At 71.8% G+C, this 20,237-nt stretch carries 24 protein-coding genes and 1 riboswitch; of the genes, 18 read left to right on the top strand and 6 right to left on the bottom strand.

Annotated elements, in window-relative coordinates; all coding sequences use genetic code 11:
• Positions 1 to 63: 63 nt before the first annotated feature.
• Entirely contained in the window at positions 64 to 1,488 is a 1,425-nt protein-coding gene (locus tag QJ852_15070) for a wax ester/triacylglycerol synthase family O-acyltransferase (protein ID WGX94473.1), read from the top strand.
• Here QJ852_15070 and QJ852_15065 read toward each other — a convergent pair.
• A complete protein-coding gene (locus QJ852_15065) occupies positions 1,442 to 2,365 on the bottom strand; it encodes an alpha/beta hydrolase (protein WGX94472.1) in 924 nt (307 codons plus the stop codon). The two genes, QJ852_15070 and QJ852_15065, sit on opposite strands and share 47 nt — an antisense overlap.
• 33 nt (positions 2,366 to 2,398) lie before the next feature.
• Here QJ852_15065 and QJ852_15060 point away from each other — a divergent pair, with 33 nt between their 5' ends.
• The 5 genes from QJ852_15060 to QJ852_15040 are packed head-to-tail and all read left to right on the top strand — an operon-like array spanning position 2,399 to position 7,074.
• Positions 2,399 to 4,561 carry an acyl-CoA dehydrogenase gene (locus QJ852_15060; GenBank protein ID WGX94471.1) on the top strand — a complete coding sequence of 721 codons (2,163 nt, stop codon included), beginning with the start codon at positions 2,399 to 2,401 and terminating at the stop codon, positions 4,559 to 4,561.
• Positions 4,558 to 5,100, top strand: a complete 543-nt coding sequence (locus QJ852_15055; protein WGX94470.1) for a hypothetical protein — start codon at positions 4,558 to 4,560, stop codon at positions 5,098 to 5,100. Before QJ852_15060 ends, QJ852_15055 begins: the two co-directional genes overlap by 4 nt.
• On the top strand, positions 5,097 to 5,486 hold the full coding sequence (locus QJ852_15050; GenBank protein ID WGX94469.1) for an OB-fold domain-containing protein: 390 nt from the start codon (positions 5,097 to 5,099) through the stop codon (positions 5,484 to 5,486). Before QJ852_15055 ends, QJ852_15050 begins: the two co-directional genes overlap by 4 nt.
• Positions 5,483 to 5,905, top strand: coding sequence for a MaoC family dehydratase (locus QJ852_15045; GenBank protein WGX94468.1), 423 nt, complete (start codon positions 5,483 to 5,485; stop codon positions 5,903 to 5,905). Before QJ852_15050 ends, QJ852_15045 begins: the two co-directional genes overlap by 4 nt.
• On the top strand, positions 5,902 to 7,074 hold the full coding sequence (locus tag QJ852_15040) for a lipid-transfer protein (GenBank protein ID WGX94467.1): 1,173 nt from the start codon (positions 5,902 to 5,904) through the stop codon (positions 7,072 to 7,074). The genes QJ852_15045 and QJ852_15040 overlap by 4 nt, the downstream gene beginning before the upstream one ends.
• A gap of 61 nt (positions 7,075 to 7,135) precedes the next feature.
• Here the strand turns inward: QJ852_15040 and QJ852_15035 are convergent, their stop codons facing one another.
• Both QJ852_15035 and QJ852_15030 read right to left on the bottom strand, forming a co-directional pair.
• Positions 7,136 to 8,440 (bottom strand): HNH endonuclease, encoded by a 1,305-nt coding sequence (locus tag QJ852_15035; GenBank protein WGX94466.1) that lies wholly within the window; start codon positions 8,438 to 8,440, stop codon positions 7,136 to 7,138.
• A gap of 618 nt (positions 8,441 to 9,058) precedes the next feature.
• Positions 9,059 to 9,550, bottom strand: a complete 492-nt coding sequence (locus tag QJ852_15030) for a cupin domain-containing protein (GenBank protein ID WGX94465.1) — start codon at positions 9,548 to 9,550, stop codon at positions 9,059 to 9,061.
• Between the two features lie 37 nt (positions 9,551 to 9,587).
• Between QJ852_15030 and QJ852_15025 the strand changes: the two genes are divergently transcribed.
• The 8 genes from QJ852_15025 to QJ852_14990 all read left to right on the top strand — a co-directional run bounded on the left by QJ852_15025 (position 9,588) and on the right by QJ852_14990 (position 15,317).
• The gene (locus QJ852_15025; GenBank protein WGX94464.1) at positions 9,588 to 9,971 is read left to right on the top strand and encodes a hypothetical protein; all 384 of its coding nucleotides are present in this window, start codon (positions 9,588 to 9,590) and stop codon (positions 9,969 to 9,971) included.
• Positions 9,972 to 10,025: 54 nt separating this feature from the next.
• Positions 10,026 to 10,155: riboswitch (FMN riboswitch) on the top strand.
• An 89-nt stretch (positions 10,156 to 10,244) separates the two neighbouring features.
• Positions 10,245 to 11,315 (top strand): bifunctional diaminohydroxyphosphoribosylaminopyrimidine deaminase/5-amino-6-(5-phosphoribosylamino)uracil reductase RibD, encoded by a 1,071-nt coding sequence (ribD, locus tag QJ852_15020; GenBank protein ID WGX94463.1) that lies wholly within the window; start codon positions 10,245 to 10,247, stop codon positions 11,313 to 11,315.
• On the top strand, positions 11,315 to 11,938 hold the full coding sequence (locus QJ852_15015; protein WGX94462.1) for a riboflavin synthase: 624 nt from the start codon (positions 11,315 to 11,317) through the stop codon (positions 11,936 to 11,938). Before ribD ends, QJ852_15015 begins: the two co-directional genes overlap by 1 nt.
• Positions 11,935 to 13,182 (top strand): bifunctional 3,4-dihydroxy-2-butanone-4-phosphate synthase/GTP cyclohydrolase II, encoded by a 1,248-nt coding sequence (locus QJ852_15010; protein ID WGX94461.1) that lies wholly within the window; start codon positions 11,935 to 11,937, stop codon positions 13,180 to 13,182. The genes QJ852_15015 and QJ852_15010 overlap by 4 nt, the downstream gene beginning before the upstream one ends.
• Before the next feature lies 1 nt (position 13,183).
• The gene (gene ribH / locus QJ852_15005; GenBank protein WGX94460.1) at positions 13,184 to 13,672 is read left to right on the top strand and encodes a 6,7-dimethyl-8-ribityllumazine synthase; all 489 of its coding nucleotides are present in this window, start codon (positions 13,184 to 13,186) and stop codon (positions 13,670 to 13,672) included.
• 45 nt (positions 13,673 to 13,717) lie between these two features.
• A complete protein-coding gene (locus tag QJ852_15000) occupies positions 13,718 to 13,981 on the top strand; it encodes a phosphoribosyl-ATP diphosphatase (GenBank protein WGX94459.1) in 264 nt (87 codons plus the stop codon).
• A gap of 27 nt (positions 13,982 to 14,008) precedes the next feature.
• Complete coding sequence (hisG, locus tag QJ852_14995) at positions 14,009 to 14,851, top strand: ATP phosphoribosyltransferase (GenBank protein ID WGX94458.1); 843 nt, start codon at positions 14,009 to 14,011, stop codon at positions 14,849 to 14,851.
• Position 14,852: 1 nt separating this feature from the next.
• Positions 14,853 to 15,317, top strand: a complete 465-nt coding sequence (locus QJ852_14990; GenBank protein WGX94457.1) for a PH domain-containing protein — start codon at positions 14,853 to 14,855, stop codon at positions 15,315 to 15,317.
• 17 nt (positions 15,318 to 15,334) lie between these two features.
• Here the strand turns inward: QJ852_14990 and QJ852_14985 are convergent, their stop codons facing one another.
• The 3 genes from QJ852_14985 to QJ852_14975 are packed head-to-tail and all read right to left on the bottom strand — an operon-like array spanning position 15,335 to position 18,039.
• Entirely contained in the window at positions 15,335 to 16,240 is a 906-nt protein-coding gene (locus QJ852_14985) for an aldose 1-epimerase family protein (GenBank protein ID WGX94456.1), read from the bottom strand.
• Positions 16,241 to 16,268: 28 nt separating this feature from the next.
• Complete coding sequence (locus tag QJ852_14980; protein ID WGX94455.1) at positions 16,269 to 16,823, bottom strand: 4-amino-4-deoxy-L-arabinose transferase; 555 nt, start codon at positions 16,821 to 16,823, stop codon at positions 16,269 to 16,271.
• Complete coding sequence (locus QJ852_14975; protein WGX94454.1) at positions 16,801 to 18,039, bottom strand: amino acid deaminase/aldolase; 1,239 nt, start codon at positions 18,037 to 18,039, stop codon at positions 16,801 to 16,803. Before QJ852_14975 ends, QJ852_14980 begins: the two co-directional genes overlap by 23 nt.
• Before the next feature lie 34 nt (positions 18,040 to 18,073).
• Here QJ852_14975 and QJ852_14970 point away from each other — a divergent pair, with 34 nt between their 5' ends.
• The 4 genes from QJ852_14970 to rplT all read left to right on the top strand — a co-directional run bounded on the left by QJ852_14970 (position 18,074) and on the right by rplT (position 20,229).
• Complete coding sequence (locus QJ852_14970; protein WGX94453.1) at positions 18,074 to 18,601, top strand: SseB family protein; 528 nt, start codon at positions 18,074 to 18,076, stop codon at positions 18,599 to 18,601.
• A 278-nt stretch (positions 18,602 to 18,879) separates the two neighbouring features.
• Entirely contained in the window at positions 18,880 to 19,563 is a 684-nt protein-coding gene (gene infC, locus QJ852_14965) for a translation initiation factor IF-3 (GenBank protein ID WGX99467.1), read from the top strand.
• A gap of 28 nt (positions 19,564 to 19,591) precedes the next feature.
• Complete coding sequence (rpmI, locus tag QJ852_14960; GenBank protein ID WGX94452.1) at positions 19,592 to 19,786, top strand: 50S ribosomal protein L35; 195 nt, start codon at positions 19,592 to 19,594, stop codon at positions 19,784 to 19,786.
• Positions 19,787 to 19,830: 44 nt separating this feature from the next.
• Complete coding sequence (rplT, locus tag QJ852_14955) at positions 19,831 to 20,229, top strand: 50S ribosomal protein L20 (protein ID WGX94451.1); 399 nt, start codon at positions 19,831 to 19,833, stop codon at positions 20,227 to 20,229.
• The last annotated feature ends 8 nt before the right edge of the window (positions 20,230 to 20,237 follow it).

Here is a 20,237-nt window from a genome sequence, read left to right as displayed (position 1 = left end):
CGAGGGTATCCGGCTCGTTGTGAGAAACTGGTACTCGTTCTAGTTTTCCATGGGGGTTGGCGGATGGATCGGCTGTCGGGACTGGATGCGAGCTTCCTCTACCTGGAGACGCCCGCCCAGTTGATGCACGTGTGTGCGGTGATGGTGCTGGACCCGGCCACCATGACCGGGCCCTACTCCTTCGCCACGCTGCAGCGCGAGATCGACCTCCGGGTCCGCGACGTGCCCGCCTTCACCCGCAAGGTGCGCGGTGTCCCGCTCGGCCTCGACCACCCGGTCTGGGTGCGCGACCAGGCCTTCGACATCGAGCGCCACGTCCACCGCCTGGGACTGCCGACGCCGGGCGGCTATGCGGAGCTGATGGACCTGTGCGCCCACCTCGCCTCGCTGCCGCTCGACCGGTCGCGCCCCCTGTGGGAGATGTGGGTGGTCGAGGGCTACCGCACCGACGAGGGCGAGGAGAAGGTCGTCGTCTTCGCCAAGATGCACCACGCCACGGTCGACGGCGTGTCCGGGTCGAACCTGATCTCCCACCTGTGCTCCCTGGAGCCCGACGCGCCGCCGATGGTCGTCGAGCAGCAGACGCATCCGCGCGATCCGGGCCGGGGCGAGCTCCTCGGCCGTGCCGTCGTCGGTACGGCGGCCCGGCCGGTCACGCTGGTCAAGGTGCTCAAGCCGTCGGCGCAGCTGATCACCAGGAGCATCGGCCGAGCCCGGCAGGGGACGGCGATGGCGGCGCCCTTCTCCGCGCCGCGGACCTCGTTCAACGGCACCATCACCTCGCACCGCTCGATCGCGATGGCCGACCTCGACCTCGAGGAGATCCGCCGGCTCAAGAAGGTGACCGGGACGACCGTCAACGACGTCGTGCTCGCCGTCGCCGGCGGCGCCCTGCGCGCCTATCTCGCCGAGCGCGACGAGCTGCCCGAGGCGTCGCTGCTGGCCACCGTTCCGGTCAGCGTGCGCGACAGCTCACGGCGCGCAACCGGCGCCAACAAGGTCTCCGCGCTGTTCACCAAGCTCGGGACCGATATCGCCGACCCGCTGGAGCGGCTGCGGATGCTCGCCGAGCGCAACCTGCACGCCAAGGAGCACCACAACGCGATCAGTGCCGACGCGCTGCAGGACTGGGCGGAGTTCGCGGCGCCTCGGACCTTCGGCCTCGCGGTGCGCGCCTATGCCAACCTGCGTCTGGCCGAGAAGCACCCGGTCGTGCACAACCTGGTGATCTCCAACGTGCCCGGACCGCCGATCCCGCTCTACTTCATGGGTGCCCGGATCGACGCGCTGTGTCCGCTCGGCCCGGTCTTCCACGGTGCCGGGCTCAACGTCACGGTGATGTCGAACGCCGGTCAGATGCACGTCGGCGCGATCGCCTGCCGCGAGTCGATGCCCGAGACCGACGCGCTGGTGCGCCACTTCCCGGCTGAGCTGGCGCGGCTCACCGCGGCTGTGGACGCCTCGGGAGGTCCCGACGCCGCGCGTTGACGGTCGCGGCCGCCTCGACGAAGCGCGGCACGAACCTCTCGGCGCCGAGCACGCACCCCGCGTGCCCGTCGTCGACCTCGTGCACGGTCGCACCGGGGATCGCGCGAGCGAGCGCGAGCTGTCGCGACGTCGGGATCACCCGGTCGCGCATCATCGCGACGACCGCGGTCGGTACGTCGATCCGCGAGAGCCACGGTCGCGAGTGGTGCCGGCCGAGCGCGGCCAGCGCCTGCCCGACCGCCCAGGGGCTGGTCGAGCGGAACTCCCGCAACGCCCACGCGTGCAGGTCCGACGGTTCGAGGTCGACTCCGCGGGCCGCGGCCCGGGCGGCCCGGAGTGCGGTGCGGGACCGCGACACGCCGCGCAGGGCGAGCATCGTGCTGCCCATCCCGAGGAAGAACCCCCGTTCGGCGGGGGTGAGCTGGAACCGGTCGGTCGTGGCGCCGAGCACCAGTCCGTGCACCTTCTCGGGGTGCTGGCGCCAGACCCGCTGCGCCACGATCGAGCCCATCGAGTAGCCGCCGACGATCACCTCCGTCAGGTCGAGGAGCTCGATCAGGGCGGCCACGTCGTCGGCGCAGTCGACCAGGCTGAACGTCTCGCTCTGGATGCCGCGGCCGTGCCAGCGCTGGTCGAGAGTGACGACGCGGAACCGCCGGGAGAGCGGTTCGATCGCCGGGAACCACGTGAGCAGGCCGGTCGTGCCCAGCGCGTGCAGCAGCACGATGGCGGGCGCCGCGGGGTGGGGGCCGGGCGTGTCGGTGACATAGGTCGCCCCGCCCCGGCCGGGCAGCTCCACCATCCGTCCCGGAGGGATCGCGGTCGGCGGCAGCCGGACACGGCGGCGTGCGACATCGACGAGTGAGACGGCCCCCATGCGGCCAACACTAGAACACGTTACAGTTTCGCTGTGGATGCAGAGGCGATCAACGCAGTCCGCGCCGTCGTCGGCGAGGTCCTGGAGCGCGAGTCCGACGCCCGCGAGTGGTCCGCCTGGGCCGCCGCGGGGCTGACCTCGCTCCCCGTCCCCGAGGAGTACGGAGGCGAGGGCCTCGGCCTCGACGCGGTCGCGGTGCTGTTGCGCGAGAGCGGACGCCGGGCCGTGCAGGTCCCGGTGTGGGAGACGCTGTGCTGCGGCGCGCTGACCCTCGCCGGCCACGGCACCGACGCCCAGCGCGAGGAGCTGCTGCCCGGCGTCGCCGCCGGCGAGCTGGTCATGACATCTGCGCTGCAGGGCGAGGCGACGTACGCCGACGGCGCGGTCAGCGGGCGCAAGCTGGCGGTGACCTTCGCCGACCGCGCCGAGCGTCTGCTCGTGGTCGCGCGGGACGGTGACGGGGGCGAGGTCGTCGTCCTCGTCGATCCCGCCGGTCCCGGTGTCACCCTGCTGCCCGCGAGCGCGTCGAGTGCGACGCCGCAGCACACCGTCGTCCTGGACGGCGCTCCCGCCGACCCGCTCGCCGACGGTGCCGCCGCCCGGCTGCGCGACCTGGCCCGGGCGGGTCTCGCCGTCACCGCTGCCGGCGTGCTCGCCGGCGCCCGCGACCTGACCGCCGACTACGTCAAGGGCCGCCGGCAGTTCGGCCGCGCGCTCGCCGAGTTCCAGGCCGTCTCGCTGCAGATGGCCGACGTCTACGTCACCTCGCGCACCCTCGACCTCGCCGCCGACAACGCGGTGTGGCGCGTCGCCGAGAGCCTGCCGGCCGCCGACGACCTCGCGGTCGCCGGCTACTGGGCGAGCCAGGTGGCGCCGTACGCCTTCCGCACCTGCCACCACCTCCACGGCGGCATGGGCGTCGACATCACCTATCCGCTCGTCGCGCTGACCACCTGGGGCACCGACCTCGCGCACGCCCTCGACACGACGGGGGCGCAGGTGCCGGTCGAGAGCGCCGGCGCGAAGAACCTCGAGCTCACCGACGAGCAGCGGGCTCTCAAGGAGCGGCTGCGCGCCTACTTCGGCGGGGTCGCGGCCGAGTTCGACGGCATCCACGACCCGGACCCCGTCGAGGGGGCGTGGAACCGACACGGGCCGACGTACGAGCGGATGATCCGCCGCCTCGGCGACGACGGCTGGATGGGCGTCGGCTGGCCGAAGGAGTACGGCGGCCACGGGCTCGGCGAGGTCGAGCAGACGATCTTCGCCAACGAGGCGCAGTACGCCGACGTGCATCTGCCGTCGGTCACCCTGCAGACCGTCGGCCCGACCCTGATCCGCTACGGCACGCAGCGGCAGAAGGACCTCTTCCTCGAGCGGATCCTCAAGGGCGACGTGCACTTCGCGATCGGCTACAGCGAGCCCGACGCCGGCACCGACCTCGCCTCGCTGCGCACCACCGCGCGCCGCGACGGAGACCACTACGTGGTCAACGGGCAGAAGATGTGGACCACCGGCGGCCACCAGGCCGACTACCTGTGGCTCGCGGTCCGCACCGACCCGGACGCCCCCAAGCACAAGGGCATCTCGATCCTGATCGTGGACACGAAGGACCCCGGCTACAGCTGGACGCCGATCATCACCGCCGACGGCTCCCACCACGTCAACGCGACCTACTTCAACGACGTCCGGGTCCCCGTCGACATGCTCGTCGGCGAGGAGAACCAGGGGTGGCGGCTGATCACCACGCAGCTCAACCACGAGCGGGTCATGCTCGGCCCCGCCGGCCGGATCGAGGGCCTGCGCGACCGGGTGGTCCGCTGGGCCGGGACGGCCGGAGTGCTCGACCGCCCCGACGTGCGCGACGTCCTCGGCCGGACCACCGCGGTGTTCCGGATCAACGAGCTGCTCAACTGGGAGGTCGCGCGCGCCGCGGCCGCCGGCGAGATCAAGGTGGCGGACGCGTCGTCGTCGAAGGTGTTCGCCTCCGACCAGGTGCAGCACCTGCTCGCCGATCTCATCTCGCTCGTGCACCGCCACGGAGACGCCGGGGAGAAGGAGACGAAGGAGTTGCTCGACTATCTCGACGCGCAGGCCAAGCGGAACCTCGTGCTCACCTTCGGTGGCGGGGTCCAGGAGGTCCAGCGCGAGCTGATCGCGATGTTCGGCCTCGGCCTGCCGCGGGTGCCCCGATGAGCACCCACGAGCAGCAGCCGCTGGTGGAGGCCGCCGTCCACGACAAGGTGATGGCCGAGGCGGAGCGGATCCAGGGGTGGGGCGAGGCCGCCGAGCGGGTCGCCCGCGACGAGGTCAACCAGCCGACGATCAACAACTGGCTCGAGGCGATCGGCCTCGACAACCCGCGCTTCAGGGCGGGTGAGGCTCCGCCGTCGATGGCCCAGGTCTGGACCATGTACGGCCTGGGCGGAAGACCGGCCGAGGACGACCCGCTGCACGCGATGATGCGGGCACTCACCGACGCTGGCTTCACCGCCGTCCTCGGCACCAACTGCGAGCAGTCCTACGACCGCTACCTGACGGTGGGGGAGCGGCTGCGGGTCACCACCGCGCTGGACTCCGTCGTCGGCCCGAAGGCCACCGGCATGGGCGTCGGCTACTTCGTGACCTCCCGCAACACCTGGTACGTCGACCATCCGGACGGGCGCAGTGAGCGCGTGGCGACCATGCTGTTCCGGGTCCTCAAGTTCGTCCCGCGTGCGAAGGCCGACGCGTGAGCGGCCCGGTGCGCCCGGTCGTCAACCGGGACAACGCCTACTTCTTCGAGGGCACAGCGAGCCATGAGCTGCGCATCCAGAAGTGCAACGCGTGCGGCGTGCTGCGCCATCCGCCCGGCCCGGCCTGCCCGGACTGCGGCGCCTTCGACCGCGGCCATGTCGTGGCCGCCGGCACCGGCACCGTCTTCTCCTACCTCGTCCACCACGCCCCGCAGGTGCCCGGCAAGGAGCTGCCCCTGGTCGTGGCGCTGCTCGACCTCGACGAGGGCGTGCGGATGGTGGCCGAGATGACCGGTCCCGTCGAGATCGGGGACCGCGCGGTCGTCGGCTGGAACGTGGTCGACGACGACCTGACCCTCCCGATCTGGACGAAGGTGGACCGATGACGGTCGAATCGAACGTGGGCGCGCTGAAGGTGGGAGACCGGCTTCCCGAGTGGAGCCTGCCCATCACCCCGACCCTGGTCGTCTCGACCGCGATCGCGACCCGCGACTTCCAAGATGTCCACCACGACCGCGATATCGCCCAGACGGCCGGCTCGAAGGACATCTTCGTCAACATCCTGACGTCCACGGCGCTGTGCGAGCGCTATGTGACCGACTGGGCAGGCCCCGACGTGCAGATCCGGGGGATCGCGATCCGGCTCGGCGCGCCGGCGTACCCCTATGACACCTTCACCTTCTCCGGCGAGGTGACTGCGGTCGAGGACGGCGTCGCGACGATCAAGGTGGTCGGCGCGGTCTCGCTCGGCGACCACGTGATCGGCACCGTCACTGTGCTCGATCCGAGGGGGCAGGCGGCATGAGCGAGCGCACCCTCTCCGGCAAGGCCGCCATCGCGGGCATCGGAGCGACCGAGTTCTCCAAGGAGTCCGGCCGCTCCGAGCTGCAGCTCTCCGTCGAGGCGGTGCGGCACGCCCTCGCCGACTGCGGCCTCACCCCCGCCGACGTCGACGGCCTGGTCACGTTCACCATGGACACCTCGTCCGAGATCGCCGTGGCCCGTGAGCTCGGTATCCCCGAGCTGCGCTTCTTCAGCCGGATCAACTACGGCGGAGGCGCGGCCTGCGCGACCGTCCAGCAGGCCGCCATGGCAGTCGCCACCGGCGTCGCGGACGTCGTCGTCGCCTACCGCGGCTTCAACGAGCGCTCCGGCGACCGCTTCGGGCAGGTCTCCAACTGGGCGGCAGCCCAGGTCAACACCAACGGCCTCGACAACGCCTGGACCTACCCGCTCGGTCTATCGACGCCGGCAGCCACCGTCGCCATGCAGGCCCGCCGCTACATGCACGAGTACGGCGCCACCTCCGCGGACTTCGGCCGGGTCGCGGTCGCCGACCGGAGGCACGCCGCCACCAACCCGGCCGCCTTCTTCTACGGCAAGCCGATCACCCTCGAGGACCACCAGGCATCCCGGATGATCGCGGACCCGTTGCACCTGCTCGACTGCTGCCAGGAGTCCGACGGCGCCGTCGCGCTCGTCGTCGTGTCGGCGCAGCGGGCGCGCGACCTGGCCCAGCCCCCGGCGTACGTCGCCGCAGCGGCCCAGGGCTCGGGCAGGGACCAGTTCGTGATGACCTCCTACTACCGCGACGACATCGGGATCCCGGAGATCGGTGTCGTCGGGCGCGAGCTGTGGAAGCAGTCCGGGCTCACCCCCGCGGACATGCCGATGGCGATCCTCTACGACCACTTCACGCCGTACGTCCTCATGCAGCTGGAGGAGCTCGGGTTCTGCGGCCGCGGCGAGGCCAAGGACTTCGTCCGGGATGGCGCCATCGAGGTCGGCGGACGACTGCCCGTCAATACCCACGGTGGCCAGCTCGGCGAGGCGTACATCCACGGCATGAACGGCATCGCCGAGGGCGTGCGCCAGATCCGCGGCACCTCGGTCAACCCGGTCGCGGACGCCCACCATGTGCTGGTCACCGCCGGCACCGGGGTGCCGACGAGCGGCCTGATCCTGTCGGCCTGACCCCGCCTGTCCGCGGACACGCCTCACACCCCGCCCGGAGGCGGGGTGTGAGGCGGGGTGGCTACTCGTCGGGTGGCGAGGTGCTCTGGATAGGGTGGGTGCCGCGGTGGTCGACCCGGAACCGGTGGCCGTGGGGGCTGGTCCACACGTAGGTGGCCGGCATCGGGATGTCGTAGTGCCAGGTGGAGTGGGTCTTGGCGCGGTGGTGCCGTCGGCACAACGCGACCTCGTTGCAGGTGCAGGTGGGACCACCCTCGGCGTGGGGGCGGGTGTGGTCGAGGTCGCAGGCTTGGGCGGGTCGGGTGCAGTGCGGGAACCGACACGTCTGGTCCCGCAGGACCACCCGGGTGCGGTGGCGGTCGGGGATCTCGTAGGAGCCGACGGGGAGATGGTCGGCCAGGTCGATCACGGGTCGCACGATGATGGTCGTGTTCTTGGACTGCAGCCATTTCCGGATCTGCGCGGAGGTGATCGGGCAGCGGCCTTCCTCCCACCGGCCGACCGGGTTCGCGAACGGGTTCTGGCCGGTGAGGGTGGTGTCGGTGACGTGGACGTTGAGGACCACCTTGCGACCAGGGACCGTGTCGACGACTTCTCCGGTGTCGGGGTCGGGGATGAGCAGGTCGAGGGCGAGGTCCTGCCTCGCGAGCTCGGCGGCGGCCTTGGAGCGGCGCACATCCAGCGACGACTCGTCGCCCAGCCGCCCGAGGACCTCGGCCCGCCGAGACACCGCCAGGTTCAGGTCGTGCCCGTCGGCAGCGTCGAGGAGGCCGTCGAGGTGGACCAGCCCGTGCTCGTCGGTCTCGCTGATGTCGAACCGACGAGCGTCGGCGGCCTTGCGTCGTTCGGTCTCTGCACGTTCGGGGTCGAACCGCAGCACGGCCTCGGCGACCAACCTCTCGAGTTGGGCCCACCCGACGCCGGAGGCATCCCAGAGCTGCCGGTCCACGAATGCGGCTGCCTCGGCCGAGAGGGGGTGGGTGAGGTCGGCGATCCGTTCGGCCCGCCACGGCGCCAACCGGCCCGAGGTGACGGCGTTGTAGACGTTCGGGAGTCGCCAGGCGCACTCGATCACTCGCCCGACGTACGCCTTCCCACCGTCCGGGGAGCGTCCGAGGACCGCGACGAGTTCCATCAACGCGAACTCCGACACCAACGGTGCACCGGGCCCGGCGATCGGGACCCCGGTGTCGAGGTAGCCCTCGGTGATGGTCGCGCCCCCTTTGGGCCCGGCGATCACGTGGTCGCTGGCCCAGGCGGTGATGTCCTCCCACTCCTCGACGATCAACGTCTCGCGGGACCGGATCCGCTCACCGACACGCGACAGCAACACTGCTGTCGAACGGGCGTCGGTGGCGAGATCCATGACTGGATTCTCCCACCCACCCACGACACTTCAAAGTGTCGCAAACCCGCCTGTGGACAGGCGAAACCCGATCCCGGGGGTGTGGACAATCAACGTCACGGTTCGTGACAGAAGTGCCCGACCAGCCGACCCGCGAACCGCAACCCGACCGCCGAACCCAGCCCCCGCCCCGCCGTTCTCGTCGCTGCCTCTCCGAACGCAACCGCGCACCCGACCGAAGCCCGAGCACAGCCCCTACGGCACGACCAGCACCAAGAACGACGGCAGCCGATCCCGGTCCCCGGGCCGCAAGCCGACCGCCGGACCCAGCCATCCACCCACGGTCCTCGTCGCCGCCCGTTCGGAACGCAACCACCCACCCGACCGAAGCCCGAGCACAGCCCCTACGGCACGACCAGCACCAAGAACGACAGCAGTCGATCCCGGCCCCCGGACCGCAAGCCGACCGCCGGACCCAGCCATCCACCCACGGTCCTCGTCGCCGCCCTTTCGGAACGCAACCACCCGCCGAACCCGGCCTCTCGCCCATCGCTCTCGTCACTGCCCGCTTGACACGAAACCGGCTGCGCGACCGAAGCACGCGGACATTCCGGCGCACCATCGGCGCGAAGCCGGCGCCTACTCCTCGACCCAGATGTTGTCGTGCTCCCGCATGAACGCGTCGTACTCCTCGGGGGTCCATTCCTCGCCGCGGGCGAGCCGGTCGAGGCCCTCGAAGTACGCCTCGCGCGGCGCGCCCGGCGCGAAGTGCAGCAGCATCGACGCCGGGGCGCCGGACTCGTTGCGGAAGCCGTGGATGCCACCGGGTGGGACGTGCAGGAAGTCGCCCGGCCGCGCGGTCGTCCACGCGGAGCCGGTGTGGATCCTGACCTCGCCCTCGAGGACGTAGAACGACTCCGCGATGCTGCGGTGGAAGTGCGGGCTCGGGCCGCTGACTGCCTCGGAGAACTCCCAGCGGTAGAGCCCGAACAGCCCGCCGGTGGCCTCGCCCCGTGCGAGGTAGTGGACCCGGTTGCCGTTGGGGTAGACGAGGTCGGGGCCGTCGGAGCCGGGACGGACCCAGGCCGAGACCTCGCCGTCGCCGTCGTACAGCGGTGGGGGATACGACATCCCGTCACCCTACGGCCGCGCGGCGTAGCCTGCGGGGATGGACCTGGACGAGGTGGCCGCGTTCGCCCGCGCCCTGCCGGGTGCCGAGGAGGGGGAGCGGCGCGGTGCCCTCGCCTGGTCGGTCAACGGCAGGGTCTTCGCCTGGGAGCGGCCCTACTCGAAGGCCGACATCAAGCGGTTCGGCGGCGAGCCGTACCCGCAGCAGCCGATCGTCGCCGTCCGCACGGCCGGGCTGGTGGAGAAGGAGGCGCTGCTCGCGAGCAGCTCGCCCGCGGTCTTCACGATCGTGCACTTCGACGGGTACGCCGCCGTCCTGGTCGAGCTGGCGGGCGCCGGGCCCGAGGAACTGTGGGAGATCCTGGTCGACGGCTGGTCGGTGCACGCGTCCGCGGACCAGCTCGCCGCCTACGACGCCCAGTGACCGGACCCACACCGCGCGGGTGGGTCCCGATGTGCCACCATGGACGCCAAGAGCTCGCGTGCTCTGGGGTCGGTGAAACTCCGAACCGGCGGTAACAGTCCGCGACCCGATCGCAGCCAGCGATCGGTTGACCAGGTGTGATTCCTGGACCGACGGTCAAAGTCCGGATGGGAAGTGCACGCACGAGTGTCCGACGGACGGCCGCCGCAGGCCCCCGCCGCACGCCAGGCAAGCCCCGGAGTCCGCGTCGAGGACGACGAGAGGCGGTGGCCGATGGCGGAGACCTTCACCCGCGAGTACGACGCGATGCGTCGCGCGCTCGCGCTGGCGGCGACCCCGGGCGTGCCGCTGCATCCCAACCCGCGGGTCGGCTGCGTGCTGCTCGGGCCCGACGGGACGCTCGTCGGCGAGGGCTACCACCACGGCGCGGGGATGCCGCACGCCGAGGTCGAGGCGCTCCGGTCGGCGGGTGACCGGGCCCGCGGTGCTACCGCCGTGGTGACCCTGGAGCCGTGCAACCACACCGGCCGCACCGGCCCCTGCGCCCAGGCGCTGATCGCGGCGGGTGTCGCCCGGGTCGTGATCGCCCAGCGCGACCCCAACCCGCAGGCCGCGGGCGGCATGGAGACGCTCCGCGCGGCGGGGGTCGAGGTGGACGCCGGTCTGCTCGCCGACGAGGCGGCGGAGGTCAACCGCGCGTGGACCTTCGCCCACCGCACGGGCCGCCCGTACGTCACCTGGAAGTTCGCGACCACCCTCGACGGGCGCAGCGCCGCCAGCGACGGCACCTCGCGCTGGGTCTCCTCGCCACCCGCCCGTCGTGACACCCACCTGCTGCGCGCACTGTGCGACACGATGCTCGTCGGCACCAACACCGTCGCTGTCGACGACCCGCAGCTCACGGTGCGCGACGACGAGGACCGGCCCCTGCCGCGTGGGGCCCAGCCACTGCGCGTGGTGCTGGGGGAGCGGGACCTGCCCGCCGACCGGCGTGTCTTCGACGACGCCGCGCCGACGCTCCGTCTGCGCAGCCACGATCCGGAAGCGGCGCTCCGCGTCCTCTACGCCGAGCACGACCGGCACCACGTCTTCCTGGAGGGCGGGCCGACCCTGGCCGCCGCCTTCGTCAAGGCCGGCCTGGTCGACGAGGTCGTCACCTACGTCGCCCCGATGCTCCTCGGCGCCGGCCGCTCGGCCGTCGGGAAGCTCGGAATCCGCACCATCGCCGACGCGTTGCGCCTCGAGCTGGTCGACAGCATCGTCGTCGGCGCGGGTGCCGAGGCCAACGTGCGCCTGATCATGAGACCCACCAGAGAAGGAACCACCATGGGAGGAACGGCCTGATGTTCACCGGCATCGTCGAGGAGCTCGGCACCGTCGTCGCCGTCGAGGACCAGGGGGACGCCATCCGGCTCACCATCGCCTCCGACGTGACGCTGTCCGACGCCGGCCTCGGGGACTCGATCGCTGTCAACGGCTGCTGCCTGACCGTCGCCGAGCGCACCGACACCACCTGGACGGCCGACGTGATGGCCGAGACGCTCGCCAAGACCAGCATCGGCGGCCTGGTCGCCGGCGACCGGGTCAACCTGGAGCGGGCGGTCACCGCCGAGAAGCGTCTCGGCGGCCACATCGTGCAGGGCCATGTCGACGCGATGGGTGAGGTCCTCTCGCGCACGCCGAGCGGGCCCGGACCGGACAAGCACTGGGAGGTCGTCGAGATCGCGATGCCCGCCGGGCTCGGCCGCTATCTCGTCGACAAGGGCTCGATCACCGTCGACGGGATCTCGCTCACGGTCGTCGAGGCCGGCGAGGCCAGCTTCAGCATCAGCCTGATCCCCGAGACCCTCGCCCGCACGACGCTCGGTTTCCGAGCCGTCGGCGACAAGGTCAACCTCGAGGTCGACGTCATCGCCAAGCACGTCGAGAAGCTCCTCGGCGCCTACCCCAAGGAGAAGAGCGCATGAGCGCGAAGGTCCGGCTGGATCCCGTCGAGCGCGCGATCGCCGACATCGCGGCCGGCAGAGCCGTCGTGGTCGTCGACGACGAGGACCGCGAGAACGAGGGCGACATCATCTTCGCCGCCAGCAAGGCGACCCCCGAGCTGATGGCCTTCACGATCCGCCACTCCAGCGGCGTCATCTGCGCGCCGATGCCGGGCGCCATGCTCGACCGGCTCGAGATCCCGCTCATGACACCTCACAACAAGGACGCCTACCGCACGGCGTACACGATCTCCGTCGATGCGCGCGACGGCGTCAGCACCGGCATCTCCGCGGCCGACCGCGCCCACACCGTGCGGGTCCTGGCCGACTCCGCTACCGAGCCCTGGGAGCTGACCCGGCCCGGCCACGTCTTCCCGCTGCGCTACCGCGAGGGCGGCGTCCTGGTCCGCCGCGGCCACACCGAGGCCGCCGTCGACCTGTGCCGCCTGGCCGGGCTCACGCCGGCCGGTGTGCTCGTGGAGGTCGTCAACGACGACGGCACCATGAAGCGCGCCCCCGAGCTGCGCGCGTTCGCCGACGAGCACGATCTGGCGATGATCTCGATCGAGGACCTGGTCCGCCACCGTCGTCGGGTCGAGCGCCACGTGGTGCGCGAGGCCGAGACCCGGTTGCCCACGAGCCACGGGGACTTCACGGCGATCGGCTACACGATCACCGTCGACGGCAGCGAGCACGTCGCGCTCGTGTACGGCGAGCCGGCGACGCTCGGCGACGACGGCCCGGTCCTGACCCGGGTCCACTCGGAGTGCCTGACCGGTGACGTCTTCGGGTCCAGCCGCTGCGACTGCGGTCCGCAGCTCAACGAGGCGATGGATCGCATCGTGCAGGAGGGCCGCGGTGTGGTGGTCTACCTGCGCGGCCACGAGGGCCGGGGGATCGGCCTGGTCGCCAAGCTGCAGGCCTACCAACTCCAGGACGGCGGCCGCGACACCGTCGACGCCAACCTCGACCTCGGCCTGCCGGCCGACGCCCGCCACTACGGTGCGGCGACCCAGATCCTCAAGGATCTCGGCGTCGCCGAGGTGCGGCTGCTGACCAACAACCCCGACAAGGTCGCCTCGCTCGAGGACTACGGCGTGCACGTCACCGAGCGGGTCCCGCTCACCCCGCACCCCAACGGCCACAACCTCGCCTACCTGCTGACCAAGCGGGACCGGATGGGCCACGACCTGCCCGAGCTGCCCGACCTCGAAGGAGTCAACTGACATGGCCGGACACGGCGCCCCCGACATCGCTCCCGTCGACTGCCACGACCTGCGCGTCGCGGTCGTGGCGGCCAGCTGGCACACCGAGGTCATGGACGGCCTGATCGCCGGCGCGCAGCGCGCCTTCGCCGACCACCGGGTCGAGGCGCCGGTCGTCGTCCGGGTGCCGGGCACCTTCGAGCTGCCAGTGACGGCAGCCGTCCTCGCGCCGTCGTACGACGCGGTGGTCGCGCTCGGCGTCGTCATCCGCGGCGGCACGCCGCACTTCGAGTACGTCTGCAACGCCGCCACCGACGGTCTCACCCGGGTGTCGCTGGACCACCACACCCCGATCGGCTTCGGCGTGCTGACGTGCGACACCGAGGAGCAGGCGCTGGACCGGGCGGGACTCGACGGCTCGAGCGAGGACAAGGGCTACGAGGCGGCCTCCGCCGCGCTGCAGACCGCCGCGACGCTCAAGCGGATCCGCAGCCGCGGCTACACGGGCTGAGACCGGCGCAGGTCGGTCCATGACGACGCCGTAGGCTGACCTCCCGTGAAGACGTTCGACGAGCTGTTCGCAGAGCTCAGCGACAAGGCAGCCACGCGACCCGAGGGATCCGGCACCGTTCGGGCCCTCGACGCGGGCGTCCATGCGATCGGCAAGAAGCTGATCGAGGAGGCCGCCGAGTCCTGGATGGCGGCCGAGCACGAGGGCAAGGACGCCACGGCGCTGGAGATCAGCCAGCTGCTGTACCACGCCCAGGTCCTCATGATCGCGAGCGGACTCTCGCTCGACGACGTCTACGCACACCTCTGAGGCCCCGGCCTCACGTAGGAAGGCACCATGCTCAAGATCGCCGTCCCCAACAAGGGGGCCCTGTCCGAGTCTGCCTCGGGCATGCTGCGCGAGGCCGGCTACGCCCAGCGCTCCGACTCCAAGCAGCTCACCAAGATCGACCCCGACAACGAGGTCGAGTTCTTCTACCTGCGCCCGCGCGACATCGCGCTGTACGTCGGCGAGGGCACGCTCGACGCCGGCATCACCGGCCGTGATCTGCTCCTCGACTCGCACGCCATGGCCACCGAGGCGCTCCAGCTCGGCTTCGGCCACTCCAAGTTCCGCTTCGCCGCGCGGCCGGGCACCGCGGAGAAGGTCGAGGACCTGACCGGCAAGCGGATCGCCACGTCGTACGACGGCGTGGTGAAGCGCTACCTCGCCGCGCGGGACATCGACGCGTCCGTGGTCCGCCTCGACGGAGCCGTCGAGACCAGCATCCAGCTCGGCGTGGCCGATGTGATCGCCGACGTCGTCGAGACCGGCAGCACCCTGCGCAACGCCGGCCTGGAGGTCTTCGGCGAGGTCATCCTCGAGTCCGAGGGCGTGATGATCACTCGCGAGGGCGCCGACCCCGGCGCGCTGGAGGTCTTCACCCGCCGGCTGCAGGGCGTCCTCGTGGCGCGGGCCTACGTGATGATGGACTACGACATCCGCGCCGAGAAGGTCGAGCAGGCCATCGCCCTCACCCCCGGCATCGAGAGCCCGACCGTCAGTCCGCTCCACCGCGAGGGCTGGGTCGCGGTCCGCTCCATGGTGCAGCGGGCCACCGCCCAGCGCGTGATGGACGAGCTCTACGCGCTCGGGGCGCGGGCGATCCTCACGACCGACATCCACGCCTGCCGGATCTGACGTGGCGACCGAGCACCCCGAGCACCCCGAGCAGCCCCCGTTGCCGCGCACCTGGCGCCCGCTCGGCCCGCGGATCGCCGCGGCCACCTTCGGCGTGGTCCTGATCGGCGCCTTCGCCTGGCTGTGGCTGCAGTTCGACGACGAGACCCGGGCCAAGGTCAACAACCTGGAGAAGGCGACGGTGATCCTCATCGTGCTGCTGGGCCTGGGCCTGCTCAACGCCCTCGCCCGCTCCCGGGTGGTGGCGCGCGCCGACGGGCTGACCATCGTCAACGGCTACCGCACCCGCCGGCTCGCCTGGTCCGAGGTCGGCACCGTACGGATGCCGCAGGGTGCCCCCTGGCCGCACCTGCAGCAGGGCGAGGACCAGAAGATCTCGCTGCTCGGCATCCACGCCTCCGACGGCGCCCGGGCCGCCACCGCGGTCCGGGAGCTGCGGGCACTCGTGGCGGCCCATCACTCCTGATTCCCGCACGGTCGGACTCAGCGTGCGCGGATGCCCCAGGACGCCGCGAACCTCTCGCCCGGCGCCAGCACGACCAGGTCGTCGCCGGAGTTGAAGGCGTCGGGCGGAGCGGTCATCGGCTCGACCGCCACGCTCACCCGCGGGGTCGGGGTGTCGTCGCCGGTGTAGACCTGCAGCCACCGGTGGTGCTCGTCGACCCACAGCGCGACACCGTCGCCGTCGTCGGTGCGCAGCAGCACCGTGGCTCGGCCGTCGGCGTCGCGGGCCAGGTCGGTCAGCGCGTGGTTGAGCACGCTGGCACCGATGGGCTCCGCCACGCCCGGGTCGAGGTGGATCTCCTGGATCGGACCGCGGCCGACCGGGAGCAGCCGCTCGGGATCGGTGCGCAGGTAGGTCTCCGCCGAGACCTCGAGCACCCACTCGTCACACGGACCAGGCCCGGCGAGGAGGTACGGGTGCGCCCCGGACGCGTACGGCGCCGCCGTGGCGGCGAGGTTCGTCGCCGCCTGGGTCACCGTCAGGCCGTCCGCGCCCAGCGCATAGGTCGTCGTCAGCGCCAGCGCCCAGGGGTAGCCGGTCTGCGCAGGCAGGAAGTAGGACAGCTCGACCCGGTCGGGCCCGGCCGCCGCCAGCGTCCACGACGCCCACCGGACCAGCCCGTGCGAGGCGTTCCCACGCTTCGGCTCGGTCAGCGCGAGCTGGTGCGCCGCGCCCCCGAAGGAGTAGCGCCCGTCCCGGATCCGGTTCGGCCACGGCACCAGCAGCTGCCCGCGCCCGCCCGAGGGCATCGCATCCTCGGCGAACCCGTCGACGAGGTCGCGCCCGTCGTGGGTCAGGGACCGCAGTGCTCCGCTGCCCTGGGTGACGACGGCGCGGTAGCCGTGGGAGGTGAGGACGTGCTGCTCGCCGGTGGGTGCGGTCACGGCGGCCAGCCTAGGCGCCGTGCGGTGCTCAGGTCCGCACGACCAGGTCCGCCCGGTCCCGGGTCCCCTCCCGCGCGTGCAGTGCCTCCTCATCGGCCAGCCACGCGTCCCAGTGCGGCCGCATGCCCTCGCCGTCGCGTTCCAGCCAGCGGGCCAGGCGGACGTCGCGGTCCGCCTCCACCCAGACCAGCAGGGTCACCAGCTCGTCGTACGCCGCCGCGGCGCTGCCGACGCCCTCGAGCACTAGCAGCGGACCCGGATCGACGGTCCGGGTCTCGGCCCAGGCGTCGGCGTACCAGTCCCAGCGGCGCCAGCGGCCGGGACGTCCGGCGGCCAGCGGTCGCAGCAGCGCCTCGACGGAGGCGCCGAGACCCGGGAGCCCCCGCCAGCCCTCGAGCATCTCGTCGGTGCCGAGCACGACCGCCTCGGGCGCCAGTGCGGCCAGTCCGCGCGCGAGGGTGGTCTTGCCCGACCCGGCCAGGCCGTCGATGCACACCAGGCGGCCGTCGCCCAGCGTCGGTGGTCGCGCGAAGGCGGTGGCCAGGACCTGGGCGGCGAGGTCAGAAGGCGAGGCCGTGGCCACGGTAGGTCGCGACCTCCTCGACGAACCGGTCGCCCTGGAGCAGCAGCACGCGGCGCCCGTGCTCGAAGGGCTCACCGGACTTCGCGTGCCGGAACCACACCAGGTCGCCGATCGCGAGCGCGGCCGCGGCGGCACCGACGAGCGGGGTCTGCACCTCGCCTGCGCCCTCGAGCCCGGTGAGGGCGAGGCCGGCCGGTGCCCACGGCGTCGGCGCCCGATCGGCCCCGGTCGGACCGGAGGCGATCAGCCCGCCGCCGTGCACCGTCGCCACGGTCGCCGACGGCCGCCGGGTGACCGGCAGCCCGAAGAAGGCGGCCGGGGTGGGGGAGAAGACCTCGTAGTGGTCGAACAGCGTCGGCGCGAGCAGGCCGGAGCCGGCGGTCACCTCGGTGACGACGGGGTCGGCGGCCGAGGACTCGATCGAGCCGGACCCGCCGGCGTTCCAGAACTCCAGTCCCGCGAACTCGCCCCGCCCCTCGAGCGCGGCCAGCGCCTCGGCGACGGCGGTACGCCGGACCTGGAGCTGGGCGACCGAGAGCCGCTTCAGCCTGCGCACGATCGCCGACTTCGCGCGCTGGTGCGGCACGGCGTCCGGGACACCGGCCACCTGGCCCTCGTAGGTCATCACGCCGACCAGCTGGAACCCGGGGCGCTCGACGACCGCGCGGGCCAGCGCCGTCACCGCGCCGACGTCGTACAACGGCGAGCGCTTCGGGCCGACGGCCTGGCCGCCCCAGCGCAGCCCGGCGTCGACGTCGATCGCCACCCGGACCGGCACGGCTGTCGAGGCCCGCAGGCTGTCGACCAGATCGAGGTGGGCGAGGTCGTCGACCATGATCGTCACCCGCGACGCGGACCGCGGCGAGGCGACCAGCGCCGACAGTGCGGTGCGGTCGACGCTCGGATAGGCCACCACGATGTCGTCGCAGACGTCCTGCTCGGCCAGCCACAGCGCCTCGGCGAGGGTGTAGGCCAACACGCCGGCGAACCCGTCGGCGGCCAGGGCACGCCCGACCAGGGACGGGACCCGGATCGACTTGGAGGCGACCCGGATCGGCGTGCCGCCCGCCCGGCGGGCGAGATCGGCGGCGTTGGCGTCGAAGGCGTCGAGGTCGACCACGAAGACCGGGGTGGACAAGGGCTCCGGCCAGGCCGCGGCGGCCTCGCGCAGGCGCGCGGCGAGCCGGTTGCGCGCGATGGAGGACTGGTGCTGCACGACGCCATCGTTCCACGGATGGGATGATCGACCGGTGAGCGCATCGCCGAAGGAGCGTCCCGACGCCCGCCGCCTGCAGGGCTCGGAGTACGTCGACGACGTCGGCGCCGCCGACGCCGCCCTGGCGCGTGCCCTCCGCGCCTACGACGACGGCGCGGCGTCGTACCCCGAGGTGCTGGCCGTGCTCGGTCCGGCGCGGCTCCTGGTCCCGGTCGTCGCGATCCTCGGGGAGGCCGAGATCGGCGCGGACGGCCTGGCCCGCGACAAGTCCAGCGACATGGCGGCGGTCCTGCTGACCGGTGCCGACGGCCGGATGGCGCTGCTCGCCTTCACCGACACCGCCGCCCTGGCCGCCTGGGACCCCCAGGCCCGCCCGGTCCCGGTCGCGGCCCACCTCGCCGCCGCCACCGCCGTCCAGGAGGGCGCCCACGCGCTCGTCGTCGATGTCGCCGGCCCGCACCCCTTCGTCCTCGCCGACGACGACCTCCACCGGGTCGCGGCCCGGTGGACCCCCGTCCGGATCGAGGACGGCGGCTGGGGTTGGCTGGGTGCCGGGGATTAGGACGCGCGGGAACAATCCGGGTAGCATCCTGCGTTGACCGATCCGTCATGCCTGCGTGAGTGGGGATGACGGATCCACAAGCGGGGACCAGCACCATCGTCTCCCACCCGCAGCGACCGCCAGGTCGTCGGGTCCGGTCCGTGGAGAGCCCCGCCCGGGGCCGTCGTACGACGACACCGGGGTCCCGGGGCTCGCGACTGGCTTCCGCTTGGACTAGCGGGAGCCTCTTCTCATTTGCACGGCCGAAGACCTCCCGACCGACCGAGTTTGGAGGACTTATCAGCACCGAGCTGCGCATCAACGAGCGGATCCGGGTACCCGAGGTCCGGCTCGTGGGACCCAACGGAGAGACCGTCGGCATCGTCCCCACCGACCAGGCACTCAAGCTCGCGCAGGAGGCCGACCTGGACCTGGTGGAGATCGCGCCGATGGGGAAGCCCCCTGTCTGCAAGCTCATGGACTACGGGAAGTTCAAGTACGAGAACGCCCAGAAGGCCCGTGAGGCGCGACGGAACCAGACCAACGTCATCATCAAGGAGATGAAGCTCCGGCCGAAGATCGACGCGCACGACTACGAGACCAAGAAGGGTCACGTCGTTCGCTTCCTCAAGGCCGGCGACAAGGTCAAGATCACGATCATGTTCCGTGGTCGGGAGCAGCACCGCCCCGAGCTGGGCTACCGCCTGCTGCAGAAGCTGGCCGAGGATGTGCAGGAGCTGGGCTTCGTGGAGTCCAACCCCAAGCAGGACGGCCGCAACATGACCATGGTCATCGGGCCGCACAAGAAGAAGGCCGAGGCCAAGGCCGAGGTGAAGGCGGCCAAGGAGGAGCGTCGCGCCGAGCGCGAGGCGGAGGCCGCCGCCGACGCCGCCGCGCAGGCCGAGCGGGTCGCCCAGAAGCCGGCCGCGCAGAAGAAGGAGCGGGGTCGCTCGGAGAACCTCGATCCCGAGATCGACGCCTGAGACTGACTCGAAGATAGGAAGAGACGAGATGCCGAAGAACAAGACGCACTCCGGTGCCAGCAAGCGGTTCAAGGTCACGGGCAGCGGCAAGATCCTGCGCGAGAAGGCCGGCAAGCGCCACAACCTCGAGAAGAAGGCCTCCAAGGTCACCCGTCGCCTGACCGGCACGGTCGAGGTCGCCAAGAACGACGTCCCGCGCGCGAAGAAGATGCTCGGTCTCTGACCGGCCGTCGTCCGCACCTGAGCTAAGCAACAAGGAGTTAGAAGATGGCACGCGTCAAGCGCGCAGTGAACGCGGCGAAGAAGCGTCGTACCACCCTCGAGCGGGCCAGCGGCTACCGCGGCCAGCGTTCGCGGCTGTACCGCAAGGCCAAGGAGCAGGTCACCCACTCCCTGGTCTACAGCTACAACGACCGCAAGAAGAACAAGGGCAACTTCCGCCGCCTGTGGATCCAGCGGATCAACGCGGCCGCCCGCGCCGAGGGCCTGACCTACAACCGCTTCATCCAGGGCCTCAACCTGGCCGGCATCGAGGTCGACCGCAAGATCCTCGCCGACCTCGCGGTCAACGACCCGGCCGCGTTCTCCGCGATCGTGGCGCAGGCCAAGGCCGCGCTGCCCGAGGACGTCAACGCGCCTCGCGAGTCTGACCAGGTCTCCGCCTGATCCTCGGA

Source organism: Nocardioides sp. L-11A, from assembly GCA_029961745.1.
GTDB lineage: Bacteria > Actinomycetota > Actinomycetes > Propionibacteriales > Nocardioidaceae > Nocardioides.
This window is presented reverse-complemented; position numbering and strand designations above follow the sequence as displayed.

What these genes read in the sequence shown, in the direction of transcription:
- QJ852_15070 (WGX94473.1), top strand. Translation starts at nt 64, where the DNA reads ATGGATCGGCTGTCGGGACTGGATGCGAGCTTCCTCTACCTGGAGACG.
- QJ852_15065 (WGX94472.1), bottom strand. Translation starts at nt 2,365, where the DNA reads ATGGGGGCCGTCTCACTCGTCGATGTCGCACGCCGCCGTGTCCGGCTG.
- QJ852_15055 (WGX94470.1), top strand. Translation starts at nt 4,558, where the DNA reads ATGAGCACCCACGAGCAGCAGCCGCTGGTGGAGGCCGCCGTCCACGAC.
- QJ852_15045 (WGX94468.1), top strand. Translation starts at nt 5,483, where the DNA reads ATGACGGTCGAATCGAACGTGGGCGCGCTGAAGGTGGGAGACCGGCTT.
- QJ852_15040 (WGX94467.1), top strand. Translation starts at nt 5,902, where the DNA reads ATGAGCGAGCGCACCCTCTCCGGCAAGGCCGCCATCGCGGGCATCGGA.
- QJ852_15035 (WGX94466.1), bottom strand. Translation starts at nt 8,440, where the DNA reads ATGGATCTCGCCACCGACGCCCGTTCGACAGCAGTGTTGCTGTCGCGT.
- QJ852_15030 (WGX94465.1), bottom strand. Translation starts at nt 9,550, where the DNA reads ATGTCGTATCCCCCACCGCTGTACGACGGCGACGGCGAGGTCTCGGCC.
- QJ852_15025 (WGX94464.1), top strand. Translation starts at nt 9,588, where the DNA reads ATGGACCTGGACGAGGTGGCCGCGTTCGCCCGCGCCCTGCCGGGTGCC.
- ribD (WGX94463.1), top strand. Translation starts at nt 10,245, where the DNA reads ATGGCGGAGACCTTCACCCGCGAGTACGACGCGATGCGTCGCGCGCTC.
- QJ852_15015 (WGX94462.1), top strand. Translation starts at nt 11,315, where the DNA reads ATGTTCACCGGCATCGTCGAGGAGCTCGGCACCGTCGTCGCCGTCGAG.
- QJ852_15010 (WGX94461.1), top strand. Translation starts at nt 11,935, where the DNA reads ATGAGCGCGAAGGTCCGGCTGGATCCCGTCGAGCGCGCGATCGCCGAC.
- ribH (WGX94460.1), top strand. Translation starts at nt 13,184, where the DNA reads ATGGCCGGACACGGCGCCCCCGACATCGCTCCCGTCGACTGCCACGAC.
- hisG (WGX94458.1), top strand. Translation starts at nt 14,009, where the DNA reads ATGCTCAAGATCGCCGTCCCCAACAAGGGGGCCCTGTCCGAGTCTGCC.
- rpmI (WGX94452.1), top strand. Translation starts at nt 19,592, where the DNA reads ATGCCGAAGAACAAGACGCACTCCGGTGCCAGCAAGCGGTTCAAGGTC.
- rplT (WGX94451.1), top strand. Translation starts at nt 19,831, where the DNA reads ATGGCACGCGTCAAGCGCGCAGTGAACGCGGCGAAGAAGCGTCGTACC.